The organism is Pseudarthrobacter sp. MOO13 (assembly GCF_058267655.1).
The window spans coordinates 989,221-1,013,082 of record NZ_CM177848.1; the positions used below are offsets into that span (position 1 = coordinate 989,221).

Annotated in this window: 25 protein-coding genes; 7 read left to right on the forward strand and 18 right to left on the reverse strand. The window is 67.0% G+C overall.

Annotated features, from left to right (window positions below):
* The gene (locus AC4EEO_RS04660; RefSeq protein ID WP_491340011.1) at nucleotides 1-1,101 is read left to right on the forward strand and encodes a winged helix DNA-binding domain-containing protein; all 1,101 of its coding nucleotides are present in this window, start codon (nucleotides 1-3) and stop codon (nucleotides 1,099-1,101) included.
* Here the strand turns inward: AC4EEO_RS04660 and AC4EEO_RS04665 are convergent.
* The 13 genes from AC4EEO_RS04665 to AC4EEO_RS04725 form a co-directional block, all read right to left on the reverse strand.
* Nucleotides 1,098-2,258 (reverse strand): cation:proton antiporter, encoded by a 1,161-nt coding sequence (locus AC4EEO_RS04665; protein ID WP_491340012.1) that lies wholly within the window; start codon nucleotides 2,256-2,258, stop codon nucleotides 1,098-1,100. The two genes, AC4EEO_RS04660 and AC4EEO_RS04665, sit on opposite strands and share 4 nt — an antisense overlap.
* Before the next feature lie 30 nt (nucleotides 2,259-2,288).
* Nucleotides 2,289-3,431, reverse strand: a complete 1,143-nt coding sequence (asd, locus tag AC4EEO_RS04670) for an aspartate-semialdehyde dehydrogenase (RefSeq protein ID WP_026264309.1) — start codon at nucleotides 3,429-3,431, stop codon at nucleotides 2,289-2,291.
* A 103-nt stretch (nucleotides 3,432-3,534) separates the two neighbouring features.
* On the reverse strand, nucleotides 3,535-3,951 hold the full coding sequence (locus AC4EEO_RS04675; protein WP_018760499.1) for a hypothetical protein: 417 nt from the start codon (nucleotides 3,949-3,951) through the stop codon (nucleotides 3,535-3,537).
* A gap of 2 nt (nucleotides 3,952-3,953) precedes the next feature.
* A complete protein-coding gene (locus AC4EEO_RS04680; RefSeq protein ID WP_133830339.1) occupies nucleotides 3,954-4,598 on the reverse strand; it encodes a hypothetical protein in 645 nt (214 codons plus the stop codon).
* Between the two features lie 23 nt (nucleotides 4,599-4,621).
* Entirely contained in the window at nucleotides 4,622-5,599 is a 978-nt protein-coding gene (locus AC4EEO_RS04685; RefSeq protein WP_133830338.1) for a hypothetical protein, read from the reverse strand.
* 113 nt (nucleotides 5,600-5,712) lie between these two features.
* Entirely contained in the window at nucleotides 5,713-5,931 is a 219-nt protein-coding gene (locus AC4EEO_RS04690; RefSeq protein ID WP_018760496.1) for an NF038396 family protein, read from the reverse strand.
* 4 nt (nucleotides 5,932-5,935) lie between these two features.
* The gene (locus AC4EEO_RS04695) at nucleotides 5,936-6,520 is read right to left on the reverse strand and encodes a dihydrofolate reductase (protein WP_491330301.1); all 585 of its coding nucleotides are present in this window, start codon (nucleotides 6,518-6,520) and stop codon (nucleotides 5,936-5,938) included.
* On the reverse strand, nucleotides 6,517-7,320 hold the full coding sequence (locus tag AC4EEO_RS04700) for a thymidylate synthase (RefSeq protein WP_109044344.1): 804 nt from the start codon (nucleotides 7,318-7,320) through the stop codon (nucleotides 6,517-6,519). The genes AC4EEO_RS04695 and AC4EEO_RS04700 overlap by 4 nt, the downstream gene beginning before the upstream one ends.
* Nucleotides 7,317-8,933: a hypothetical protein gene (locus AC4EEO_RS04705; RefSeq protein WP_491340013.1), complete on the reverse strand. Its 1,617-nt coding sequence runs from the start codon at nucleotides 8,931-8,933 to the stop codon at nucleotides 7,317-7,319. Before AC4EEO_RS04705 ends, AC4EEO_RS04700 begins: the two co-directional genes overlap by 4 nt.
* Before the next feature lie 72 nt (nucleotides 8,934-9,005).
* Nucleotides 9,006-9,974 (reverse strand): NUDIX hydrolase, encoded by a 969-nt coding sequence (locus AC4EEO_RS04710; RefSeq protein WP_026264307.1) that lies wholly within the window; start codon nucleotides 9,972-9,974, stop codon nucleotides 9,006-9,008.
* An 8-nt stretch (nucleotides 9,975-9,982) separates the two neighbouring features.
* Nucleotides 9,983-12,232, reverse strand: a complete 2,250-nt coding sequence (locus tag AC4EEO_RS04715) for an RNA degradosome polyphosphate kinase (RefSeq protein WP_018760491.1) — start codon at nucleotides 12,230-12,232, stop codon at nucleotides 9,983-9,985.
* Between the two features lie 132 nt (nucleotides 12,233-12,364).
* Entirely contained in the window at nucleotides 12,365-13,333 is a 969-nt protein-coding gene (gene mshD / locus AC4EEO_RS04720; RefSeq protein ID WP_018760490.1) for a mycothiol synthase, read from the reverse strand.
* Between the two features lie 33 nt (nucleotides 13,334-13,366).
* Entirely contained in the window at nucleotides 13,367-14,065 is a 699-nt protein-coding gene (locus tag AC4EEO_RS04725) for a winged helix-turn-helix transcriptional regulator (RefSeq protein ID WP_018769102.1), read from the reverse strand.
* A gap of 340 nt (nucleotides 14,066-14,405) precedes the next feature.
* On the opposite strand from AC4EEO_RS04725, the gene AC4EEO_RS04730 reads away from it, so the two are divergent.
* The 6 genes from AC4EEO_RS04730 (at nucleotide 14,406) to AC4EEO_RS04755 (ending at nucleotide 19,842) form a co-directional block, all read left to right on the forward strand.
* Nucleotides 14,406-15,173: a hypothetical protein gene (locus AC4EEO_RS04730; RefSeq protein WP_018760489.1), complete on the forward strand. Its 768-nt coding sequence runs from the start codon at nucleotides 14,406-14,408 to the stop codon at nucleotides 15,171-15,173.
* A 171-nt stretch (nucleotides 15,174-15,344) separates the two neighbouring features.
* The gene (locus AC4EEO_RS04735) at nucleotides 15,345-15,953 is read left to right on the forward strand and encodes a nitrobindin family protein (RefSeq protein WP_018760487.1); all 609 of its coding nucleotides are present in this window, start codon (nucleotides 15,345-15,347) and stop codon (nucleotides 15,951-15,953) included.
* A gap of 17 nt (nucleotides 15,954-15,970) precedes the next feature.
* Nucleotides 15,971-16,705, forward strand: a complete 735-nt coding sequence (locus AC4EEO_RS04740) for a flavodoxin family protein (RefSeq protein ID WP_109044346.1) — start codon at nucleotides 15,971-15,973, stop codon at nucleotides 16,703-16,705.
* Nucleotides 16,706-16,763: 58 nt separating this feature from the next.
* On the forward strand, nucleotides 16,764-17,846 hold the full coding sequence (gene ygfZ / locus AC4EEO_RS04745; RefSeq protein ID WP_491340014.1) for a CAF17-like 4Fe-4S cluster assembly/insertion protein YgfZ: 1,083 nt from the start codon (nucleotides 16,764-16,766) through the stop codon (nucleotides 17,844-17,846).
* A complete protein-coding gene (locus AC4EEO_RS04750) occupies nucleotides 17,846-18,265 on the forward strand; it encodes an ankyrin repeat domain-containing protein (protein ID WP_491340015.1) in 420 nt (139 codons plus the stop codon). The genes ygfZ and AC4EEO_RS04750 overlap by 1 nt, the downstream gene beginning before the upstream one ends.
* Nucleotides 18,266-18,318: 53 nt before the next feature.
* A complete protein-coding gene (locus tag AC4EEO_RS04755) occupies nucleotides 18,319-19,842 on the forward strand; it encodes a DHA2 family efflux MFS transporter permease subunit (protein WP_133830333.1) in 1,524 nt (507 codons plus the stop codon).
* Here AC4EEO_RS04755 and AC4EEO_RS04760 read toward each other — a convergent pair.
* From AC4EEO_RS04760 to AC4EEO_RS04780, 5 genes are all read right to left on the reverse strand, one after another.
* Nucleotides 19,804-20,520: a GNAT family N-acetyltransferase gene (locus AC4EEO_RS04760; RefSeq protein ID WP_133830332.1), complete on the reverse strand. Its 717-nt coding sequence runs from the start codon at nucleotides 20,518-20,520 to the stop codon at nucleotides 19,804-19,806. The two genes, AC4EEO_RS04755 and AC4EEO_RS04760, sit on opposite strands and share 39 nt — an antisense overlap.
* 27 nt (nucleotides 20,521-20,547) lie before the next feature.
* On the reverse strand, nucleotides 20,548-21,573 hold the full coding sequence (locus AC4EEO_RS04765; RefSeq protein ID WP_018760481.1) for an ATP-dependent 6-phosphofructokinase: 1,026 nt from the start codon (nucleotides 21,571-21,573) through the stop codon (nucleotides 20,548-20,550).
* 212 nt (nucleotides 21,574-21,785) lie between these two features.
* A complete protein-coding gene (locus AC4EEO_RS04770; protein WP_018760480.1) occupies nucleotides 21,786-22,049 on the reverse strand; it encodes a PspC domain-containing protein in 264 nt (87 codons plus the stop codon).
* 3 nt (nucleotides 22,050-22,052) lie between these two features.
* Nucleotides 22,053-22,307: a hypothetical protein gene (locus AC4EEO_RS04775; protein ID WP_018760479.1), complete on the reverse strand. Its 255-nt coding sequence runs from the start codon at nucleotides 22,305-22,307 to the stop codon at nucleotides 22,053-22,055.
* Between the two features lies 1 nt (nucleotide 22,308).
* On the reverse strand, nucleotides 22,309-23,847 hold the full coding sequence (locus tag AC4EEO_RS04780; RefSeq protein WP_491330293.1) for a PspC domain-containing protein: 1,539 nt from the start codon (nucleotides 23,845-23,847) through the stop codon (nucleotides 22,309-22,311).
* Nucleotides 23,848-23,862: the final 15 nt, after the last annotated feature.

Consider the following 23,862-nt stretch of genomic DNA (forward strand, 5'->3'; position numbering starts at 1 on the left):
ATGGCTGCACGAGGTGCCCTGCGCGACCGCAGGATGATAGGCAGGCTGCGGCTCGCGTCGCAACGGCTTGCGGGCGGAGGCGGCACGGTGCCGGAACTGGTCCGGTGGATGACAGCCTTGCAGGCGCAGGACCTGCCCGCAGCCCTGTGGGCGGTGGGAGTGCGGGTGCCGGGTGCCGGACTCACGGACGTGCGTGCCGCCCTCAACACCGGCGCGGTGGTGCGGTCCTGGCCGATGCGCGGAACGCTTCATCTGGTGGCCCCCGAAGACCTGCGCTGGATGCTCGACCTAACGGCCGAGCGGCTCACCCGGAGCATCGCTGCCCGGCACCGCCAGCTGGACATTGCGTGGGCGGACGTTGAGAAGGCGCGGGACATCGCCCTTGACCGGATCCTGGCGGATGGCCCCATCAGCCGTCCGGAATTGTTCCGGGAATTCGACGCCGGCGGCCAGCCGACCCAAGGGCAGCGGGGCGTCCACCTCCTGGGCTCGCTCTGCCGGCACGGCTGGCTGGTGCTGGGCCCCCTGGCCGGGAACCAGCAGCTGATCGCCGCGTACGACCAGTGGATACCCTCGTCCCGCCGCCTGGACCGGGAGGAGGCACTGGCGGAATTCCTGCTGCGCTACCTCCGCAGCCACGGCCCGGCCACGCTCCGGGACTTCGCCTGGTGGACGCAGCTGCCGCTGACCGAGGTGAGGTCCGCGCTCATGGAGGTCAGGGCGCAACTCGTTCAGCTGGAATGGGAGGGGACCACATACTGGATGTCGCCCGAGACGGCGTCCCTCATCGATACCGGCCTGCCGGGCGCCCGCTCCGTGCACCTGCTGCCCGGGTTCGACGAGTTCGTCCTCGGCTACACTGACCGCACGCCCGTCCTGGCCCCGGAGCACTTCGACCTGATCGTTCCGGGCGGCAACGGCATCTTCAAGAAAACCCTGGTGGCCGCGGGAATGGTGGCTGGCACCTGGATGGTCCGGGGCACCGGCCGGAGCGCCGTCGTCGTTCCCGAAATGTTTGACGCAGCCGCGGCGTTCGGCCCGGCAGCCCAAAGAGCGCTTGCCAAGGCCGCGCGGGAGTATCTGGAGTTCCTGGCCCGCTAGGTTGTCGGAAGCGGCTTCGCAGCTGCCGGCGGCGTCCACCGCCGGGCGGCACGCTGCCCTGCAAAGGCACTCGCGGCGATCGTGACCAAGGCCCCGAGCAGCACTGCGGCGCCCTCCCCGGGCAGCAGGACCCCCGTCCGGGTTCCGATGCTGGCCGCGGCCACCGGGATGCCAAGCTGGGCAGCGGACAGGACGCCGAGGATGGCCGGCACGCCCAGCAGGCGGAGGACCACATGAATGAGCAGTGATCCGCCGCCGAGGCACAGTCCCAGCAGGATCATGCCAGGGTGCGCCGCCAGCTCGCTTAGGTTCAGTGAGGCGCCCAGGCACACAAAGAAGACAGGGCCCAGGAACCCGTCGCTGACCGCGAACAACTGGTGGGCAAGGCGCCGGGGCTCACCTACGGCCGCCACCACCAGGCCGAAGGCGAAGCCGGCCAACATGATGGATACGTTGTTCAGCACGGCCAGTCCGGCCAGGGCGAAGAGGATTGCCAATTGGATCCGGAGTTCCAGGGCGAACCTCCGGTTTTCCGACAGTCTATGCAGCCTGGCCCGGGCGCCTGACTGCTCGGCGCGCCGCAGCAGCAGGAACAGCACCACTGAGCAAAGCGCGACGGCGAGGGAGCCTACCGCGGCCCGGCCGGCGTTCACGGGGTCCAGGGCAAGGGGGAGCGCCACGATGCAGGCGACATCGGCGATGGCCACCTGTGCCGTCATGGCCAGCACGGGAGGGCCGCTGAGGCCCAGGGAGTCAACGATCGGCAGGACCATCGCCGCCGAGGAGGAAGCGAGCAGGACCGCGTAGAGCGGGGCATGGCCGGTACCGAAGGCCGCCGCCACGGCAACGCCGGTGGCGGCAGCCAGGACCGCAGCCACCCCGGCCTGCACCGCACCGTGGCCGAGGGCTGCCCGGATCCTGGCGTCCCTGACGGGCACATGGGTACCGACGACAAAGATCAGCAGCGCAAAGCCGACGTCGGACAGGAGCCGCAGAGTGGGGTCGGAGGCGTCGACCAGGTTCAGCCCGCTACGGCCAATGGCGACGCCGGCGAACAGTTCGCCGGCCACCACTGGAACCCGCCATTTGGCAGGCAGCGCCAGCAACGGGCCGGCCATGGCAACCACGGTGATCAGGGCGAGGACCAGGAATGCCATGATCTGCCTGCGCGGCGGCCGGGCCGGCTGTTACAGGTTGCCGGTGGCGATGTTGAGCATGCGGCGCAGCGGCTCAGCGGCCCCCCAGAGGAGCTGGTCGCCCACGGTGAAGGCGCTGATGTACTGCGGGCCCATTTCCATCTTGCGGATGCGGCCCACCGGGATGTCCAGGGTTCCGGAGGCGGCGACGGGGGTCAGGTCCGCCATGGAGGCTTCCTTGGTGTTGGGAACCACCTTGGCCCACTGGTTGTCCTCGTCCAGCAGCTTCTCGATCTCGGCCACGGACAGGTCCTCGCGGAGCTTGAGGGTCAGTGCCTGGGAGTGGGAACGCATGGCGCCGATACGGACGCAGAGCCCGTCCATGATCACCCGGTTTTCGTCGGAGGTGCCCAGGATCTTGTTGGTTTCAACCCCGGCCTTCCACTCTTCCTTGGACTGCCCGTTGCCCAGGTCAGCGTCGATCCAGGGGATCAGGGAGCCGGCCAGGGGGACGCCGAACTGGGTGGCGTCGATGTCCGTGCGCTGGTGGGCGAGGACCTTGCGGTCGATGTCCAGGATGGCCGACGCGGGGTCGTCCAGCTCCGTGCTCACCTCGGCGTTGAGCGTGCCGAACTGGCTGAGCAACTCACGCATGTGCCGGGCTCCGCCGCCGGAGGCAGCCTGGTAGGTCATGGAGGTGCCCCACTCCACCAGCCCGTTCTTGAACAGGCCGCCCAGGCCCATGAGCATGCAGGACACGGTGCAGTTGCCGCCAATGAAGTCCTTGGTGCCGTTGACCAGGCCCTTGTCGATGACGTCGCGGTTGATGGGGTCCAGGACAATGATGGAGTCGTCGCTCATGCGCAGGGTGGAAGCGGCGTCGATCCAGAGGCCGTCCCAGCCACGGCTGCGCAGTTCGCCGTGGACCTGCTTGGTGTAGTCACCGCCCTGGGCGGTGACGATAATGGGCAGCTTGGCCAGCGTGTCGACGTCGAACGCGTTCTCGAGCTTACCGGCGCTGCCTCCTGCTGTTCCGGCAATCGACGGCGCGGCACCTCCGGCGTTGGAGGTGGAGAAGAACACCGGGTTGATGTTGGCGAAGTCGCCCTCGTCCTGCATGCGCTGCATGAGGACGGAGCCGACCATGCCGCGCCATCCGACCAGGCCGACGGAAGGGGTAGCTGCTGTAGTCATTCGACCAGTTTAGACTTCGGAACCAGCCGGGCGCAGTCGGTTACGTCACGCCCGGCCGGGCCCTCCCCGTCGAGGTGGCGGGCGCCTCGTGCGGCCATGCGGTTCATTCACTGAGGGGTCCTGCTCCGGGTTCCGGCGCATGCCTTTCCTTCCGCAGTTTCTTGGCCCGGTACTCGTCCCTCGCCATGCCGAAGGTATACCAGGCTCCAAAAATGCCGAATGCAGTGAGGACCAAGGCGCCCCAGAACGGCTGGCCGCCGTCCGGCAGGGGCCTGAGCAGTATAACGAGGGAAAGGAGGGTTAAGAGCACCATGACGCCGGTCAGGATCCCCATACCCCACCAGGTTTGGACCTGTACGTGGCCACGGCCTGGGGAAAACCCAATTTCGTCGGCGGGGTAACTGTGCAATTCGCCGGTGCTGGTGGTGCGCAGCACCCGCTTTTCACCCCGTGCAAGCGCGGCCTTGTGTTCGGCGTGAACGGCGTCGTTGCGCCGCTCGCGGTCACGGTCGAAGGTCACAGTCAGTCCTGACGGATGGCGCGGATTTGGTGAAGGAGGCCGGCGTCGTCCACGCCTTTGGTTTCAGCGATGTCTGCCTGCCTGGGTGTGGAGGTACCAGTGGTCCATGATCCGTCGCCGCCATTTTTCACGTACAGGGTCTGTCCGGTGGGATCCTCGCGGCGGCGGAGAGTGGCGCCGCCCCCCGGGTTGCTGTCCAGGTGCTGCTTGATAACCATGAGGTTGGCTTCGGCGGCGGTAACGTCCGGCCGCTGGGCCATTGCCCACCACGTGAAGTAGGAGCGGGGCTGGAACAGCAGATGGATGTCGTCATTTTCCATGAAGACCACGCTGTCGCCCCCTTCGGCCGTCAGCAGCGAGATCTCAATGCGACGGAGGGCGGAGGAGAGCAGGGCAGCCACGGCAGCAGTGGGTCCTGACACTGAGAGGAGCCCGTCATTTTCGGCTTTGGCCAAGCCTCGGGCCACCAGTGACGACGCGCCTGCACTCACCATGTCCGTATTGTCCATATAGCCGTCCACCCTCAGTGCTTCAGCGCTGAGGACCGCAGCGTCCCCGCCCTGGAGGCTTGCAAGGGTAACCATTTCGGCAAAGCCATATCCGATCGCATCAGGGATGGTGGCGGCTTCCGTCGCTGTCTCAGTCATCGTCCATACCTCTCGTTGTGGGCTCAGAATCCAAAGAAGTCGCCGACTTTTTCGGCGGCGTCCCCAGCGCCTTCCCAGACTTCCTTGGCACCGTCAGCGATGGACCCGCCGATGGCATTCACTGTTTCCTTGACTATGGGCACATTGTCATAGATGGCCAACGCTCCGGATGCGACCATGGCCGCCGTTCCGACAGGCGGGGGAGCGAAACTTACCACTCCGAGGCCGGCCTTGATTCCAGAGTAGACGGCGGCCCCTGTGTCGCCCTCCTTTGCGTTGTTGACGGTGTCCAAAACGTCAAGACCCACCCCGATTCCACCCAGGGCCCTGCCACCAAATTTGAAGAACTCCGCCGCCTTGCCACCTTCGGCGAGACGCAAGGCCGTATCCCACCTGCCGTCGAACAGTTCCGATGAAGTGTTGAAATACTGGCTCAACATGTTCGTGTTCTGGAATGCTTTTGCCACGTTCTGGAAGTCCCTGGAGAACAGGAACTCACCGAGGTTGTCTGCCTTGCTAATGAAATGGGGAAGATCGAACAGTCCTGCCCGAAGGTTCGGCAACGCTTTGGTGAGGTTGTAGATGTCCCAGCCGCTGCGGAAAGGGGAGTTGGGATCCGTGAGCCAGCCCGGGCCCCACGGATCATTGCTGCCCTGACCCGGGATTGGCGGGCGGGGACCGTTGTTGCCGGCGGGAGAGCCGTTGCCAGGTCCTCCGCCGGCGCCGGAGCCGGTGCTGGCCTTCTCCTGCTCGTCCGCGTTCCTGAGCAGGACTTTGGACTCCTGCTTCAAGCGGGCGACGGTTTGTTGAAGGAGCGTGCGGTGGCTGCTGTTCCAGTCAGACCGGAACCGCTGGGCGTCAGCGCCCTTCCATGCCGGATTGTTGTTGATCTGGCTGCTTAGCTGCGTCGACTGCTGCTGCAACAGGTCGGCTGTCTTGTTGAACTGCTGCGCAAGGGCCCGCAGTTGCACGACGTCGGCGCCCCACAAAGTTCCTGCCACCAGGATTCCCCCCAATATTTTATTCGACAGCCCCCAGAGTGCCGCGTGCCCAGCCTAGGCCAGGACCGGGCTACCCGCGATGGGGTGGCCTCCCCATGCCGCTGCCGTAAGCGCTAGCTTTGGTCCGACTGCTCCAGCACGGCAGCTTTCCGGGCGCGCAGCGCAAAGAACGCGCCGAAGGTGAACACCTGAGTGACCACCACCAGCACGATGGCCCCGGCGATCTTGTTGCCGCCCAGGATCATGGTCAGCCCCACGATCGCGGACAGCAAGGCCAGCAGGGGCAGCAGCATGTAGCCCAGGACGAACAGGGTTTCGGGTTTCTTCAGCATGTTCCTAGCCCTCGGTCCGTGACCATGTGGTGAATCGGTAGCGTGTGCCGTTGGCGGCAGTCAGCCAGCCGTCCGGCGGGACGGCGGCCGTGGCCTCCCAACTGGGGCCAAGCTCCGGGGCGAACGTGTCGCCGTCGGCTTTCACATCGATGGTGGTGACCACCGCGACGTTGGCGAGGTCCGTGGACTGGCGGAAAACATCGCCGCCTCCCAGGATCCAGACTGTCTCGCCGCCGTCGACGAACTGCGACTCAAGGAGCGCGTCATCCAGGGAGGGAACCACCACGGCGCCCTCCGCCTCCGGCGTGCCGGCCCAGCTTTTCTGCCGGGTGATGACGATGTTGGTGCGCCCCGGCAGCGGACGGTACTTGTCCGGGAAGGACAGCCAGGTCTTGCGGCCCATGATGACCGGGTGCCCGGTGGTCAGCCGGTTGAAGTGCTTGAGGTCCTCCGGCAGGTGCCAGGGCATGTCTCCGTCCATCCCGATGACCCCGTCAGAGGTCTGGGCCCAGACCAGGCCCACGCCGGTGACGGAGGCGGCCAGTTCCTCCGTGAAGGACTGCGGATCGGTGAAGTTTTCGGTGCTCATACCGCGATCGGCGCCTTGATGGTGGGGTGGTGCTGGTAGCCCACCACATCGAAGTCCTCCAGCGTGTAGTCGAAGATCGACGCGGGCTTCCGGGTGATCGTCAGCTGAGGATACTCGTAGGGCTCGCGTTCGAGCTGCTTGAGGACCTGGTCCATGTGGTTTTCGTAGATGTGGACGTCTCCGCCGGTCCAGACAAACTCGCCGGGTTCGAGCCCCACCTGCTGGGCGATCATGCAGGTGAGCAATGCGTAGGAGGCGATGTTGAACGGCACGCCCAGGAACATGTCAGCCGAGCGCTGGTAGAGCTGGCAGGAGAGCTTGCCGTTCGCCACGTAGAACTGGAAGAACGCATGGCAGGGCGGGAGCGCCATGTCGTTGAGCTCGGAGACGTTCCAGGCGGACACAAGGTGCCGGCGGGAATCCGGGTTCGACTTCAGGTTCTCGATGAGTTCGGCGATCTGGTCGATGTGGCCGCCGTCGGGGGTGGGCCAGGAACGCCACTGCACGCCGTACACCGGGCCCAGGTCGCCGTCTTCGTCGGCCCATTCGTTCCAGATGGTGACGCCTTGGTCCGTCATCCACTTGATGTTGGTCTCGCCGCGCAGGAACCACAGAAGTTCCACCGCCACGGACTTGAAGTGGACCCGCTTGGTGGTGATCAGCGGGAAGCTCCTGGAGAGGTCAAAGCGCATCTGGCGGCCGAAAACGCTGGTGGTTCCGGTGCCGGTGCGGTCCGATTTATGGGTGCCGGTGGCCAGGACATCGCGAAGGAGGTCTTCATAAGGCGTAGGGATGCTCACGCCCCAAGTCTACTGGGTGGTCCCAACGAAAGGCTGGCTTCGGGGCCCCGGGCAATGACGGAGACCGGGGCCACTGCGATCAGTACGGCGGTGGCGGTCAACAAGGCGCCGAGGCCGGATGCCCCCTGCCACACCGCGTCCCATGGGCCTGGACCGGAAGCCGCCGGCCGCCCAAGGGTGGGCCCCGCGCTCATCAGGAGCACCCCCGCTTGGGCAGCGAAGAAGGCTGTCAGCGTCCGCGCCACACGGTATACCGTGATGGCCCGGAGGGCTGCGTCGAGTCCCGGAACCCCGGGCGCAACACTGCGGCGGCGCCTCGCGAGCGCGAGGGGGACGGCAGAGAGGAGCGCTGTGCCTGCGCTGGCCCATACTGTCACTTCCCACGCGGCCTGCACCCCGAGTTCATCCTGCCGGCCCGCGACACAGGCGATCACCACCGTCAGGAGAGCTGCCGCTGCCACAAGAGCCACCATCAAGGCGGGATGCACGGGCTGCCGGGGCCAATGCCGGGGCGCGCCAGCCCAGCCGTGATTGCGGTGCATCACCAATTCCCCGAGTGAAACAACGGCCAGCACCGCAGCCGCTGACACGGCCGCCACCGGGGCGGCATGCCCTGTCACCGCCCACGGGACGAAAATAGCCACCGGCACGGGAACGAACGCCGCGAGCCCCATGGCCGGTCCCACTGATACAGCCAGCATCGTCTCGGGCCGGGCAGTGACCTGGGCGGACTTGCGGGGTGGCCGTTGGCCCGGGAGGGCAGGCGGGCGCCAGAGGAACATCACCACCAGGACCACCAGGTTTAGGGCACCGGCAGGATTGGCCCAACTGTTGGTTCCGGCGGCCGGATCGGGACGCGCTGCGTGGTTTCCGGCGATCGCCCCCAGCCCGGACGCCACAGTTGCCACCGTCCGGAGGAGGCGGTTGCCGGCGATTATCCGCAGCAGGTGATCCTCCCTCGGAGTCAGGCCGGTGAGAGGCGGCCGGCGGGCGGCCAAGGCCAGGACGAACAACGTCCCTGCCGCCAGGACGATCAGGGCGCCGCCCAGGTACGGTGCCAGCTCCTGGCCCGGGATGCGCCCTTCCCCACCGAAAGTGGTGAAACCCCCATGGCCGTCGGGCCGTGACTCGTAGGCGCGGGAAGGAAAACCCGGCAGCGCGGACATCCACGCGATGAGCGCGGCGGCTCCCGCGAAAATGGCCGCCACCGTCCATCCAAGGCGGCGCGGAACGATGTCACGGATCCGCCGCCGGGGTCCGCCTGGAGTGTCCGGTGGCGACTGCCGCCGGGGATAACTCAGTTGCCCAAGGACATGCGCAGCCAAGCAACCGAGGACCGGCCAGGCAAGGGCAGGAAGGATGGCTGCCGGGATGGCCGCTGAGTGGGGGAGGGGAATGATCCCTGCGTTCGCGGCGGGCACCAGGGAACTGGCAAGCCACCCGACCAGCCCCGCCAGGAAGGCGTGGCGCGACGCCGACGCCCTGGGGCTGCCCTCCCTCGCTCCCCGGATGACCCTCGAGAGGAGCCAGTACACTCCACCGGCCAGGACAAGGGGCCACAGCAGGGCCAGCGGTGGAACGTCGTCGAAAACAGCGATGGTGGCAGCGTGCACGTTATCCCCCCAGAACAGTGCGTGGTCCCCCAGTCAAGACGGACTGGAGCCCTCGGTCAAGCCGGTGCCCGGTTAATCGTCGAACGGCTTGAACTGTTCCACAGCCACGATCCGCTTCTTCCCGCCATGGGTTACATGGCACACCACCAGCTCGCCGGGGGAGAGGAAGGGCTCGTCCGCGGGCAACAATTTCGCCAGGTGCGAAGGCATGTGGCCGGCAAGCTGCTTGAGGACTGTCGGCAGGGCCGGCCGGTGGGTGCAGGCAACCACCGGCCGCTGCTTGTCGAAGAGCGATTCGATGACGGCCGCCGTTTTGCGCGGGCTCCGCTGGTGCCTGTGCTCGGTGAGGCCTTCGGCGAGCTTCACCTTTGCCCCGGTGGCCCGTGCGTACGGAGCAACGGTGGCAACGCAGCGCAGCCACGGGCTGGTGACCACCCGCATCGGCTTCCATGCCTGCAGGAGCCTGCCCACGGCCTGCGCCTGCCGGGTCCCGGTGGCAGCCAGCGGCCGCTCGCCCTCGGCCTTGCTCCAGGACGAACGGGGTTTGGCCTTGGCGTGGCGGAGTACCACCAGGGGCCACGTGTCCAGGCTGCCGCGGCCATGCGCGTCCCGCAGGTACTCCAAAGGGACGACGTCGGACGGGTTGGACAGCAGGCGGGCTGCCTTGTCGGGGCCGCACCACATCACGCTGTCCACCTCCTTGCCGTCCGGAACAAGCCCATTTCCGTTGACCTTGACCGCCCAGTAGTGGACCTTCTTGAGGCCGGAGGCGACGTGGTAGTGGATGGGCGGCAAGGGAATTCCCAGCGGCGCGTCGAGGCCGATCTCCTCGCGCACCTCCCGGACAGCGCATTCCGGGACCGTTTCGCCGTCGTCGATCTTTCCCTTGGGCCATGACCAGTCGTCATAGCGCGGCCGGTGGATCAACAGGACTTCCAGCCGGTCTTTGTTGACCCGCCACGGGATGGCACCCGCAGCCGTCACGGCTACGGGTTCCCCCGGGTGGTCAGTCTGGTCGGCTACGAGTGCATCGCTCGACAATGCGCTGCCTAGCGCCGGCTCAGGCTGCGCTGCCGCGGCCGGGACGCCAGCAACCAGGACTGGACATCCTCAAGCGGCTTGCCGTCGTCGGAAAGGTGGTGCCGGGTCCAGCGGCCCTCGTTGTCCAAGTGCCAGCTGGACGTTTCCGGGTCCATGTAGCGCTGCAGGAGGTCAAGGACATAGGTGATGTCGTCCGCACTGCTCAACTGGACCAGTGCCTCCACCCGGCGGTCCAGGTTGCGGTGCATCATGTCCGCCGAACCGATGTACACCACGGGGTCGCCGCCATTGGCAAAGGCGAAGACCCGCGAGTGTTCAAGGAACCTGCCCAGGATGGAGCGCACGGTGATGTTCTCGCTCAGGCCCGGGACGCCCGGGCGCAGCGAGCAGATGCCGCGGACGATGACGTCCACTTTTACGCCGGCCTGCGAAGCACGGTACAGCGAATCGATGATGGCCTCGTCCACCATCGAGTTCACCTTGATCTGCACCAGGCCGGGAACGCCCGCGCGCGCATTGCGGATCTCCGTCTCGATCCGGTCGATGAGTCCCGAGCGGACGGACCGGGGCGCTACGAGCAGACGCTTGAAGGTGGACTTGGGGGCGTAGCCGGAGAGCTGGTTGAACAGCTTGGAAAGGTCCTCGCCCACCTGGTCGTTCGCGGTCAGGAGGCCCAGGTCCTCGTAGTACCGGGCGGTCCGGGGGTGGTAGTTGCCGGTGCCGATGTGGCAGTAGCGGCGCAGCCCGTCAACCTCCTGGCGCACCACCAGCGAAAGCTTGCAGTGCGTCTTCAGGCCGACGATGCCGTACACCACATGGACACCTGCCTGCTCCAGCTTCCGGGCCCAGGAAATGTTGGCCTGCTCATCGAAGCGTGCCTTGATTTCCACCAGGGCCAGGACCTGCTTGCCTGCCTCCGCGGCGTCGATCAGGGCATCAACAATGGGGGAGTCCCCGGACGTGCGGTAGAGGGTCTGTTTGATCGCCTGGACCTTTGGATCCGACGCCGCCTGCTCCAGGAACGCCTGCACCGAGGTGGAGAAGGAATCGTACGGGTGGTGCAGCAGGATGTCCCGGCGCCGCATGGCAGCAAAGACGTTGGCGGCCTTGGAGGTTTCGGACTCGTTAAGGTACCGCGACGTGTGCGGCATGTGCTTGGGGTAGTGCAGGTCGGCGCGGTCGATTCCGGCAATGACTGACAGGCCACGCATGTCCAGCGGCGCGGGGACGGAATACACCTCGGATTCCTCCACCCCCAGTTCGCGGATCAGGAGTGCACGGATGTTTGGGTTGATGTCCGTGGTCACCTCAAGCCGCACCGGAGGGCCGAAGCGGCGGCGCAGCAGTTCCTTCTCCAGCGCCTGCAGGAGGTTCTCGGCGTCGTCCTCCTCCACCTCCACGTCCTCGTTGCGGGTAACGCGGAAGGTGTGGTGCTCCAGCACTTCCATGCCGGGGAACAGCTTGTCCAGGTGGACGGCAATGACTTCCTCAAGGGCGATGAACCGTGCCACCCGCCCGGGAACCGCACCGGCCCGCGGACCGTCGATGGAAATCAGGCGGGGAAGCTGGTCAGGCACTTTGACGCGGGCGAAGAGCTCCTTGTCGCTGACCGGGTTCCGGACCACGACGGCAAGGTTCAGTGACAGCCCGGAGATGTACGGGAACGGGTGCGCCGGGTCCACTGCCAGCGGCGTGAGGATGGGGAAGACCTTCTCGGCAAACATCACGCTGAGTTGCTGCTGGGCGGCGTCGTCCAGTTCGCCCCACTGCATGACGTGGATGTGCTCGTACGCCAGTGCCGGGCGGATCTGGTCGGCGAAAACCTGGGCGTGCCGCTCCTGCAGCCGGTGGGCTTCGTCGCTGATCCGCTCCAGCACCTCCACCGGGCTGAGTCCGGCGGGCGACGGAACGGCCAGGCCGGTGGCGATGCGCCGCTTGAGGCCGGCCACGCGGACCATGAAAAATTCGTCCAGGTTGGAGGCGAAGATGGACAGGAAGCTGACGCGTTCAAGGAGGTGAAGGGTGGGGTCTTCGGCCAGCTCCAGCACCCTGGAATTGAATGCGAGCCAGCTCAGTTCGCGGTCCAGGAATCGGTCCGGCCGGATGTCGCCCTCAGGCTGCAGGTTGGGCGCGAATTCCGGGATGTCGATGCGGTCCTGGGTGGCCCGTGCCGCAGGGACCTCGGAGGAGCCGAAGCGCGCCCGGGCAGGCAACGCAACATCCTGGGACGTGGCTGTTCCGGAGGGTTCCGGGTTCATGGCTTCTCCTTATGGCTGGCGCTGTGGTGCCGGCGCTTCCGCCCCGCGCGGCTCCATTCCAACCTTACAAGCATTCACCGGCCCCACGGCCCTGTTTAACGCACCGCCGGGCTTTGTTCCGGGGCCCGTAACCTAGCCTGCAGCCGGGCCATACATGACGTCCATGTCCCAACGGGTGAACCCCAGCCGCCGGTACAGCGCAACTGCCGCAGTATTGTCCGCATCCACGTACAGCATGACCCCGCTGAGGCCGGAGTCGCGCAGGTGCTTGATGCCGGCGATCGTCAGGGCCTTGCCCAGGCCCAGGCCCTGCGCCTCCGGCGCAACACCAACTACGTACACCTCGCCGATGGCCGGATGCTCTCCGTGACGCGGGTGGACCTTGGTCCAGTGGTAGCCGAGCAAACGCCCTTCACGGTCCTCGGCCAGGAAGAACCCGGCCGGATCGAACCAGTCCTCCGCCATCCGGGCGTCCAGGTCCGCCCGGGTCAGGTTTCCTTGCTCGGGGTGGTGTGCGAATGCCGCCCGGTTCGCTGCCAGCCAGGCCTCCTCATCCTTGCCGGGCACGAAGGCGCGGATGGCCACACCGTCCGGCAGGCCGGCGTCGGGCAGGTCGGCGCCGGCCGTCGTCATCCGCATCTTCCACAATTCGCGCACCGGTGCGTAGCCGTACCGGGCCGCGAGGTCCGCGGCTGCTTCATGGTTTCCGTGGGACCAGGCTTTCAGCCCGTCGAAGCCCCGCACCTCCTTGAGCGCGCCCACCAGCCGGTCCGCCACGCCCTGGTTGCGGTAGGAGGGGTGCACTGCGATCTCCAGGACACCGTTGCCGTCCGGCTCGTCCACCACCACGGCGAACCCGGCCAGGTCCTGGCCGGTGGCGGGGTCGGAGTCCTCGTCCGGCGCGTACAGGGCCAGCGTCAGCAGGGTGTGGTCCGGCGAGTCGCCGGCGCGCATGGTCACCAGGGTCTGTTCGGAGATCGAGGGATTGCCGTCCGATTCCTCGGCCGCCGCAAGGAGGTCGCGGCAGTCTTTCAGGAGCTGCTGGTCAACGCCGCCCCGGACAACATGGACGGGCCACTTCTGCGGATGCGCTGGAGTCATGAGCCAAGGCTATACGGCGAAGGCGTGCAGGGCTCAGGCTTCGGTAAGTTCGTCTTCCTGCTGCCTGACCAGGGTGAGGCGGTAGCCCACGTTCCTGACCGTGCTGATCAGGTTCTCGTGGTCCGCGCCAAGCTTGGCGCGAAGCCGGCGGACGTGGACATCGACGGTGCGGGTGCCGCCGTAGTAGTCGTAGCCCCAGACTTCCGTGAGCAGCTGCTGGCGGGTGAAGACGCGGCCGGGGTGCTGCGCGAGGTACTTCAGGAGCTCGAACTCCTTGAAGGTCAGGTTCAAGGGTGCGCCGTTGACGCGTGCCGTGTAGCTTGCTTCGTCGATGATCACACCGGCGGCCCGGATCTCGCTGGGCGCGTCCTCCTGTTCCGGGACGGCCCGCGCCACGGACAGCCGGATGCGGGCTTCCACCTCGGCGGGTCCGGCAGAATCCAGGACGATGTCGTCAACGGCCCACGCCGAGGAAACCGCCGCCATGCCGCCCTCGGTGAGGATCAGGACAAGGGGGGCGCTCAGTCCGGTGGCCTTCAGCAGCTGGGTGAGGGAACGGGCACCCACGAGGTCTTTGCGCGCATCCAGCAGGACGATGTCGCACGGGTCAGTCTCCAGCAGGGCAGTGGGTTCCGCGGGCAGGATATGGACCCGGTGGTTCAGCAGCTCAAGGGCAGGCAGGATGTCCACCGAAGAACCGGTGCTGTTCGTCAGTAACAGGATGTGCGACATTGTTCCTCCAAGGGCCGTCCGCGCATCTTTGGGCGACTGAACCGGATTCTCACCGGCCGGTACGGGCTTCCTGCGGGAGGTTTGTGGACCGTCAGCGCGCCGCCGGCCAGCCACCTCAGCAGGGAGCGTAGCTGAACCTTGAGTATACCCGGCACCCCCTTCCAAGCCACAGATTGGGGCCCTGGACAGGTACGTTTTGCGACATAAGCGGTTCATATAGGGCAGGATTGGAGCAGGGCGGACCAGCCCTGCCACGAGGGGGCGGACCAGCCTTCCAGCCGACGCCAGGATGGGAAATCAGCGCAGTGAGTGCACCGACAAAGCACAGGCCGGGCCCCGGATGACGGCGGAACTGCAGTCACCTGTGCGGTCACTTGGCTCCTGGACCATCGGGGTCGTCGGGATCGCCGGGCTCATTGCCATCATCGCCGGCGTCTATTCCTCCCCGGAAGCCCTGGCCGCCGTCGGCATCCTGATCGCCGCGGCCGTGGGCATCGGGTGGCCGCACTTCCTCCGTATCCCGGCGAAGAAGACCCTGGCCGCCGTGATCGCCCTGCCGGGAGCCGCCGCCGCCGTCTGCGCCTCCGTGGCCCCGCCCCCCGGCTACCTCGACTGGACGCCCGCCTTCGTCGCCCTGGGCATGATGGCCGTCTTCGTGGTGCAGCTCATCCGCGGCACCGGCCAGGCGCAACGGCTGGAATCCACCCTCGGGTGCTGTGTCGGTGTCCTCCTGTCCTGCCTCGGCGCCGGCTGGATAGCCGGCGCCCGGTTCAACGGTGTCCGCGAAATGCTCCTGGTGGCCGCGATCAGCGCCGCCGTAGCTCTCCTTGCCGGACTCATCCAATGGCCGGACAGCATCGTCGCGCCCCTGGGCGTTGTGCTGGCCGGCCTGGCCGGTCCGCTCGCCGGCCTGGTCCTGTCGGACATTGCTGTCCTGCCCGCGGCCGTCTTCGGCGTCATCGTCGGTGCGGTCCTGGCCAGCTTCCGCAGGCTCGCGACACTGCGCGGCGCACCGTTGAATATGCCGGCGGCCTTGAGCATGGGCCTGGCCCCGGTCTCAGCCGTCGGATCCCTGGCGTACTTCATAGACAAACTACTCATCTACTAACGGGTTAGGATTGCACCATGTCCGTACTTGCATTTGAAATCTTCTTCCTCGTCCTGCTCGGTATCGCGAGCGTTTCCATGGCCTGGTTTGCCGGTTTCGTGGTCTACCGCCTCTTCAAAGGCCAGAAGTAGCCACATCCTTTCCCACCGCCGTATCTCGAGGTAATAGACAGTGCCCATTGAGATTCCCACAGACCTGACTCCCGAACTCGTCCCCCTATCCTGGCTCATAGGTGAGTGGGAAGGACGCGGCCGGTTGGGCAGCGGTGACGAGGATTCCGAGCACTTCCTGCAGCACGTGTCCTTCACCCACAACGGGCTGCCGTACCTCCAGTACCGTGCCGAAAGCTGGTTGACCGACGACGACGGCACGCGGCTGCGGCCGCTCACAGTCGAGACCGGCTTCTGGGCGCTGGAGCGCAAACAGCTGGACGCCGACGGCGGCCCGGGGCTGGTGCCCGCAGACATCGTTCCGGTGTTGAAAAGCGCCGACGAGGTGGAGGCGCTGCGCAACAAGGACGGCGGCTTCGACATCTCCGTATCCATCGCCCACCCTGGCGGCATCACGGAGCTGTACTACGGCCAGATCAAGGGACCGCAGATCCAGCTGACCACCGACATGGTGATGCGCGGCAGCCATTCCAAGGACTACAGTGCCGCCACCCGGATCTTCGGACTGGTGGACGGGAACCTTTTGTGGCGGTGGGACGTGGCAACGGGTGGAGAGGCCGGAAAAGGGCTGGAGGCCCACGCCTCTGCATTCCTGAAAAGAGTTTCCTGACCCGGAAAGGCCCCGCCATGGAAGACGGAACGGAACACGCAGGCAAGCCCACCAGCTACAGCGACCTCAAGGCCGTCTTCTTCAACGGCACCCTGAAGAAGTCACCCCAGACCTCCAACACCGAAGGGCTGATTACCATCAGCCGCCGGATCATGGAGAAGCAGGGCGTCAGCACCAGGCTCATCCGCACTGTCGATCACGACATCGCCACGGGCGTCTACCCGGACATGACCGAGCACGGCTGGGCCACCGATGAATGGCCGGAGATCTACCCCGCCGTCCAGGAAGCGGACATCGTGGTGGTGGCCGGCCCCATCTGGCTGGGCGACAACTCGTCCCAGACCAAGAAGCTGATCGAGCGCCTCTACGCCCACTCCGGCCAGCTCAACAGCCAGGGCCAGTGGGCGTTCTACCCGAAGGTCGGCGGCTGCCTCATCACCGGAAACGAGGACGGCATCAAGCACTGCGCCATGAACGTCCTCTACAGCCTCCAACACATCGGATTCAGCATCCCGCCGCAGGCCGACGCCGGGTGGATCGGGCCGGTAGGGCCCGGCCCCAGCTACCTGGACGAGGGCTCCGGCGGCCCGGAGACAGACTTCACCAACCGGAACACGACGTTCATGACCTGGAACCTCCTGCACCTGGCCAGGATCCTCAAAGATGCCGGAGGCTACCCGGCCTACGGCAACCTGCCCGGTGAATGGGAGGCCGGTACGCGGTTCGATTTTGAGAACCCGGAATACCGCTAGCGTTGGCTGAACCTTCACAACCCGGAATACCCCGCTGCTAAAGGACGTTGCCGCCAATATGAGTACGCCCAGCCCTTTGTTGTCGCGTCCCGGCGCCGTTGAGGCCGCCGGCCCCGACGCCGGTGTCGCCGCCCACTACGGCGAGCCGTTGCGCGAGCAGCGCGCACTCGCTGCCGGAACCGCCGTCGTCGACCTGTCACACCGCGGTGTGGTCACCGTCACCGGACCGGACCGGTTGAGCTGGCTCAACACCCTCTCGTCCCAGCAGGTGGCAGCGCTGGCGCCGGGTGAGTCCAGCGAACTGTTGCTGCTCAGCGTCCAAGGGCGCATCGACTTTGATGCCAGGGTTGTTGACGACGGCGGGACCACCTGGCTGATCGTGGAGGCCGCCGAGGCTGCACCGCTGGCCGAGTACTTGAACCGGATGAAGTTCATGCTGCGGGTGGAGATCGCCGACGTCTCCGCCGATTGGGCCGTGGTGGGCAGCACCACGGCGGTTCCCGAATGGGCCGGACGCCTTGCCTGGCAGGATCCCTGGCCGCATGTCTCGGCGGGCGGGTACTCGTACGCCACTGTGTCCGAGGAAAACCACCCGGGCCTTGAGCGTCCCTGGTTCGAATACCTCATCCCCGCCGAGGAACTCGAGGCCGCCGTCGCCGGCCGCCCGCTGGCCGGAGTGCTCGCGGCCGAAGCCCTCCGCGTCGCTGCCTGGCGGCCCAGGATCGGCGCAGAAACCGATGACAAGACCATCCCGCACGAACTCGACCTCCTGCGCACTGCGGTGCACCTGGCCAAGGGCTGCTACAAGGGACAGGAAACCGTCGCCCGCGTGCACAACCTTGGCCACCCGCCGCGGCGGCTGGTGTTCCTGCAGTTGGACGGTTCGCAGCACACACTGCCCGCGGCCGGCAGCCCGGTCATGGCAGGGGAACGCAAAGTGGGCACGGTGACGTCCGTTGCGCAACACCACGAGATGGGTCCCGTGGCGCTGGCGGTCATAAAGCGTTCCGTGGCGCCGGATGAAATACTGACGGTCCTGGACGGCGATGAACCGTATCCGGCCGTCCAGGAGCTCATTGTCGCCCCGGACGCCGGCCAGGTTGTTGGGCGGCAGACCGGATTCCTGAGAGGGCCTCGCTGATGACAGACCACACCGCACCGGGTATTGCGCCGGAGGCCACGCAGGACAATGATGCCGCGGTGGCGCTGGCGCACTCGCTTTTCCAGGCGGCCCGCGACGGCAACGACGCCTTGCTTGGCGCCTACCTTGAAGCCGGGGCGCCGGCAACCATGACCAACGCCACAGGAGACTCCCTGCTGATGCTGGCCGCGTACCACGGCCACGCCGATACGGTGGAGTTGCTCCTTAAGCACGGCGCCGACGCCAGCACTGCCAACGACCGTGGCCAGACCCCGCTTGCCGGGGCAGCCTTCAAGGGCTACCCGGACGTGGCCCGTGTCCTGCTCGACGCCGGAGCCGATCCGGATGCCGGAGCGCCGTCGGCACGGGCCGCTGCCCAAATGTTCGCCCGCGCAGAGATCCTGGATCTGCTGGGCTAGCGCTTTCGCCGGGTCCGCCCGGCACCAACACCAAAATTTCAAAGGATGATCGAGTGGAAAACGTAGCGAAGCCCTGGCCGGCCCTGTGGTCCCTGGTGATCGGGTTCTTCATGATCCTGATCGACACCACCATCGTGTCCGTGGCCAACCCCCGGATCATGGAAGGCCTGGACGCGGACATCAACTCGGTCATCTGGGTGACCAGCGCCTACCTGCTGGCCTACGCTGTCCCGCTGCTCATCACCGGCCGCCTCGGCGACAGGTTCGGGCCCAAGAAGCTGTACCTCTCCGGCCTGGTGGTCTTTACGCTGGCCTCGCTGTGGTGCGGCCTGTCCGGCGACGTCCGGGTCCTGATCGCGGCCCGCGTGCTCCAAGGCCTCGGCGCCGCCATGATGACTCCCCAGACCATGGCTGTCATCACCCGCATCTTCCCGCCGGACCGCCGCGGCTCCGCGATGGCAGTCTGGGGCGCAACCGCCGGTATGGCGACCCTCGTCGGGCCCATCCTCGGCGGCGTCCTGGTGGACGGGCTCGGCTGGGAATGGATCTTCTTCATCAACGTCCCGGTTGGCCTGGTCGGGTTCATCCTGGCGTGGCGCAACGTGCCGGCACTGAGCACGCACCCGCACAAGTTCGATATCCCCGGGGTCCTGCTCAGCGCCGTCGGCCTGTTCCTGCTGGTTTTTGGCATCCAGGAAGGCGAGACCTACAACTGGGGCACCATCACCGGACCCATCAGCGTATGGGGCCTGATCATCGCCGGCATCGTGGTGCTGGCGGCCTTCGTGGCGTGGCAGCGCTTCAACAAAGGTGAACCGCTGCTTCCCTTGGCGTTGTTCAAGGACCGGAATTTTTCGCTCGCCAACATCGGGATCACCACGGTGGGCTTCACCGTGACCGCCTTCAGCCTGCCGCTGATCTTCTACTACCAGCTGGTCCGGGGCCTGACTCCCACCCAGTCCGCCCTGATGATGGTGCCCATGGCCCTGATATCCGGCGGACTCGCGCCCGTCGTGGGCAAGCTGGTGGACCGCGTCAACCCCAAATACATCACCGCCACCGGGCTCGTGCTGATGGCTGTGGCGCTGCTCTGGAACTCAGCCCTGATGCAACCGGACACACCCATCCTGATGTTCCTGCTGCCCAGCGCTGTCCTGGGCTTCGCCAACGCAGGCATCTGGGCCCCGTTGAGCACTACGGCCACCAGGAACCTGCCGCCACGGCAGGCAGGGGCGGGTTCGGGCGTTTACAACACCACCCGCCAGATCGGCGCAGTCCTGGGCAGTGCCGCCATCGCGGTGCTCATCCAGTCGCGGCTCGCGGCCGAACTGCCTGCGGGAGGCCCCGGCGGATCCGCCGGCGAAGGTCTGGCCATGGGCGGCTCGCTGCCCGAATTCCTGCACGGCGGATTTTCGACGGCGATGGGCCAGTCCATCCTGCTTCCCGCCGGGGTGATCCTGGTGGGGGCAGCCGTCGCGTTGTTCTTCGCAAAGCCGCAGCCCGTCCAGGGTTGGGGAGCGCCGGCCCAAGGCCAGCCGTCAGCGAAGGTGGACGCTGGTCTGGATTCCGCCGGCTGAGAGGCCAAGCTTCCGGGCCAACGCCAGGCAGCCCGTGTTGCTGACGTCCGCGCGCCACTGCAGCGTCAGTCCCGCTGCGAGTGCTTCGTGGGCCGCGATGGAGCCCGCCAGGGAACCAAGGCCGCGCCGGCGCCACTCCGGGTCGACCAAGACCCCCATGTTCGCCAGCAGGCCTTCCCACTCGCCGTAGGCCCCGCAGGCCAAGGGCACGCGCCGGCCATCCTGCTCGTGGACGATCGTGTACCGGTTTTCCAGCTCGGAGAGGCCAACTTCGTTGACGTCATCGGGCGGGCAGCGGCCCTCCAACTCGATGGCCTCGGGGTTGCCGTGGGACACGGTGAGCTCGTCGGAGGGCTGCTGCAGGGGCAGGTCGTCCGCGAAGAACAGTGCCGCGGCACCGAGGCCGTGACCGCCTCGGTCCCTGGTGAGGGTCAGGAGGGTCACGTGCTGGGCCATTTCCTCATCCGGGATGCCGGCGGCGGCGTCGATCACGCTCTGCGGCCCCACCAGCACCGAACTTCCGAAAAGCCGCACGAACTCAACGGTCCGGACTGACTCGTCGGCCCGCACAATCCGTTCGGCCGAGGCGAGTCCGGTCCCGAACGCGTCGTCGTCAAGGCCCAGCCGGCGTGCCCACGCCAACTGGATGATGGCAGCAGAGCCGGGGTCGAGTGTCATGGTCCCAGCCTAGGGCGGCCTTGCGGCTTATCCGAACAGGACAGCCGCTTCGTCGTACCGGTTCTGCGGAACGGTCTTCAACTGGCCGAGGGCTTCCTGGAACGCGACGTGGTGGATATCGGTTCCCTTCAGCGCCACCATGGTGCCCCAGTACCCCTCCACCACGGAATCGATGGCGGCCATGCCCAGCCGGGTGGCCAGGACGCGGTCGAAGGCGGACGGTACGCCGCCGCGCTGGATGTGGCCCAGGATGGTTGCCCGGGTTTCGATGCCGGTCCGGGCCTCCAGCTCGGGCGCCAGCTGGTCGGCGATGCCGCCCAGCCGGGGCCGGCCGAACGTGTCCAGGCCGCGCTCGGAGTGCGGGCTCTCCATGTGCTCCGGGACAAAGCCCTCAGCCACCACCACCAGCGGCGCGCGGCCGCGGGCGTGGGCTTCATTGACCCACTCGGTGATCTGCTCGATGCTGACTTTCTGCTCCGGGATGAGGATGGCGTGCGCACCCGCGGCCATGCCGGCGTGCAGGGCGATCCAGCCCACGTGCCGGCCCATGACTTCGGCGATCATGCAGCGGTGGTGGGACTCGCCGGTGGTGCGGAGCCGGTCAATCGCTTCGGTGGCGATCTGGACGGCGGTATCGAAGCCGAAGGTGTAGTCGGTGGCGTCGAGGTCGTTGTCCACTGTCTTGGGGACACCGACAATCTTCAGCCCGGCGTCGGTCAGGCGCTTGGCGGCGGCGAGCGTTCCCTCACCGCCGATCGCGATGATGGCGTCAATGCCCAGCCGGTCCATGTGGGCCTTGATGGCCTCGGGGCCGCCGCCGTTTTCGAACGGGTTGGTGCGGGAGGTGCCCAGGATGGTGCCACCCTGTTTCGCGATGCCGCGGACCATGGTGCGGGGGATGTCGATGATGTCGCCCTCCACCACGCCGCGCCAGCCATCGAGGAATCCGACGAATTCGTGGCCGTGGATGGCGATGCCCTTCAGCACGGCGCCGCGGATCACGGCGTTCAAGCCGGGGCAGTCGCCACCACTGGTAAGGATTCCAATTTTCATGTTCAGCTCAAATCCTGGGAGAAGGTTTACAGGCAGAGCGCCACGCTGAGCTCACCTAGAAGTGTAGTGGGGTGTGTGGGGTACGACACAAACCGGTTACATGCGGTGCGCTTTCCCGGCGGGTGGCCGCGGGCAGGAAAAAGCCCCCGCATCCGTGATCCGTTCACGAGGGCGGGGGCCTGGTCCCCCAGTGGGGGAGGTACCTTCCGTAGCTACATCCGTGGGCCGTTGGTCGAGCGGCGCTCCAGGAAGGTTTGCAGCGGGATCTCGTCGCGCTGGTCCGGAAGCACCACCCAGGCCAGCAGGTAGAAGACGACGGCGGGTCCCGGGAGGAGGCAGAACAGCAGGAACGCGATGCGCACGTAGGCCACGTCCACGTTCAGCTTGGCCGCGATGCCGCCCAGCACCCCGCCGAGCCAGCGCTGCGGGCCGCGCTTCAGGCCAAGGCCCCTGACAATGCTGAAGAACTTATCCATGGTTCAAGACTTCCTTTTCAGTGGGTCGTTGTCACGTTTGCGGGCAGAGAGCAGGCCGCCGGCCACCAGGGCCACTCCGGCGCCGATCATGAGGCCGATCAGGACGTAGGTCCCGTTGAGGGTGACGATGCCCAGTTGCGCCACGATGATCAGCGCGGCCAAAGCCAGGACGATCAGGCCCCACACCACGGTTCCCACCCTGGCCGGCGCCGCATCGGCAGGCTCGTGGCCCGCCGTCGTCGGAATGTTGCTGTCCATGTCAGTTGCCTTCCTGGATTGTGACGTTGCTGAAGGTGCCATCGATCCGCACCACCAGGTGGTTGCCGGGTTTGTCCGCGTTGTAGCTGCTCTCGCGGGTGGTGGTCCCGCCGCGCTGGCCTGTGGCCTCGTTCAGGTTGCCCATGGTCATGTCCGCCTTGATATCCACGGGCACGTTCTGCGGGATCACCACGGTGACGTTGCTGGCCGTGATATCGAGCGGAACCACGACGTCGGAGGTCAGGGGGGCTAAGGGGGACAGGTCCGTGAGGTTCACGGTTCCCCGTCCGGCGGTGATGTCGATGCCGCCGCGCGCCTCCTCGATGCTGGCGGGGTTCCAGTCCACCTGCTGGAAACGCATCCTGCCGTCGATCGCCACGTTGTAGACGCCGCCGGTAACCAGGGCGATCACGGCGAACAGGCTCAGGATCCCCGAGGTCCGGCCGCGCAGTCCCGCCACGAGGATGCCCAGGCCAAGGACTGCCGCGGCGCTGGCCCAGACAATCGCGTTGCCGGAGCCGCCAAGGTCGATGACATGCCCGGCGTCCAGTGCCTTGAGGCCTCCGCCCACCAGCAGGGCAGAGCCGGTGGCGATGGCGACGGCGGGGGCACCCGGGCCGGCCGGCCGGGGCTTGGGCGGCCGCGGCGGAACCCACGGCGCCGGGTATCCGTCCCCGCCGGAACCGCCCGGGCCGCCGGTCCCTCCGAATGCTCCCGGGCCATTCCCTGCGGGCCCGCCGGCGGTGCCGCCGCCATAGGCGGGCGCTGGAGGGAACGCCTGGGCGGGGCCGGACGTGGTGGCCGCGGAGAAGGACGACGTGTGTTCGGAACCTGGCCGTCCCGCCGTGTATGGCGCACCCGGAGCCGCCGGAGCATGGCCCGCCATGGTGGGACGTGCTTTGTTGCGCTGGGAGAGGTGGTAGATCAGGAAGATCGCGCCGGCCACCCAGAACACGGTCCAGAGGAGGCCGCTCAAGCCGTTGTGGCTCCACCCCCAGAACCCTCCGCCCAGGCCGGTGAATCCGAGGACGGTGGCGATCAGTGCGCCCGTCATGCCACTGGACCAGCGGCCCGCGCCGGCTTCCTGGACGTGGATCCGGCCGTCCGGTTCCGGGAGGAAGGCCCAGGCCAGGCCGTAGAGCAGTACGCCGATGCCTGCCAGGAGGGTCAGGACTATAAGGGCGCCGCGGATGATGATGGGGTCCACGCCGAGCCGGTGGGCTATGCCGCTGCAGACGCCGCCGATCCAGCGGTCGCTGCCCCGGGAGATGCCCTGGCTGCGGATCCAGCCGAAGAAGTCGCTTGAGGCTGCTGGCGGGGTGGGGCCGGCGTGGAAGGCATAGCCCTGTGCCGGGTCGGAAGCTGGGGGAGCGGTGGGGCCATCCTGCGAACCGCCGGGGCCGCCCTGGGCGGGGCCCGACGCCGGGCCCGGAGGAATCGCGTCGGAGGCCGGCAGCGGCTCGGTGGGCCGCTGGTTGCCGGAGCCGGGCAACGGCCCGGTTGGGTGTTCGTCGTCGGGGGAAGGGGTCTGCGAGTTCATACTTCGATCCTCCCG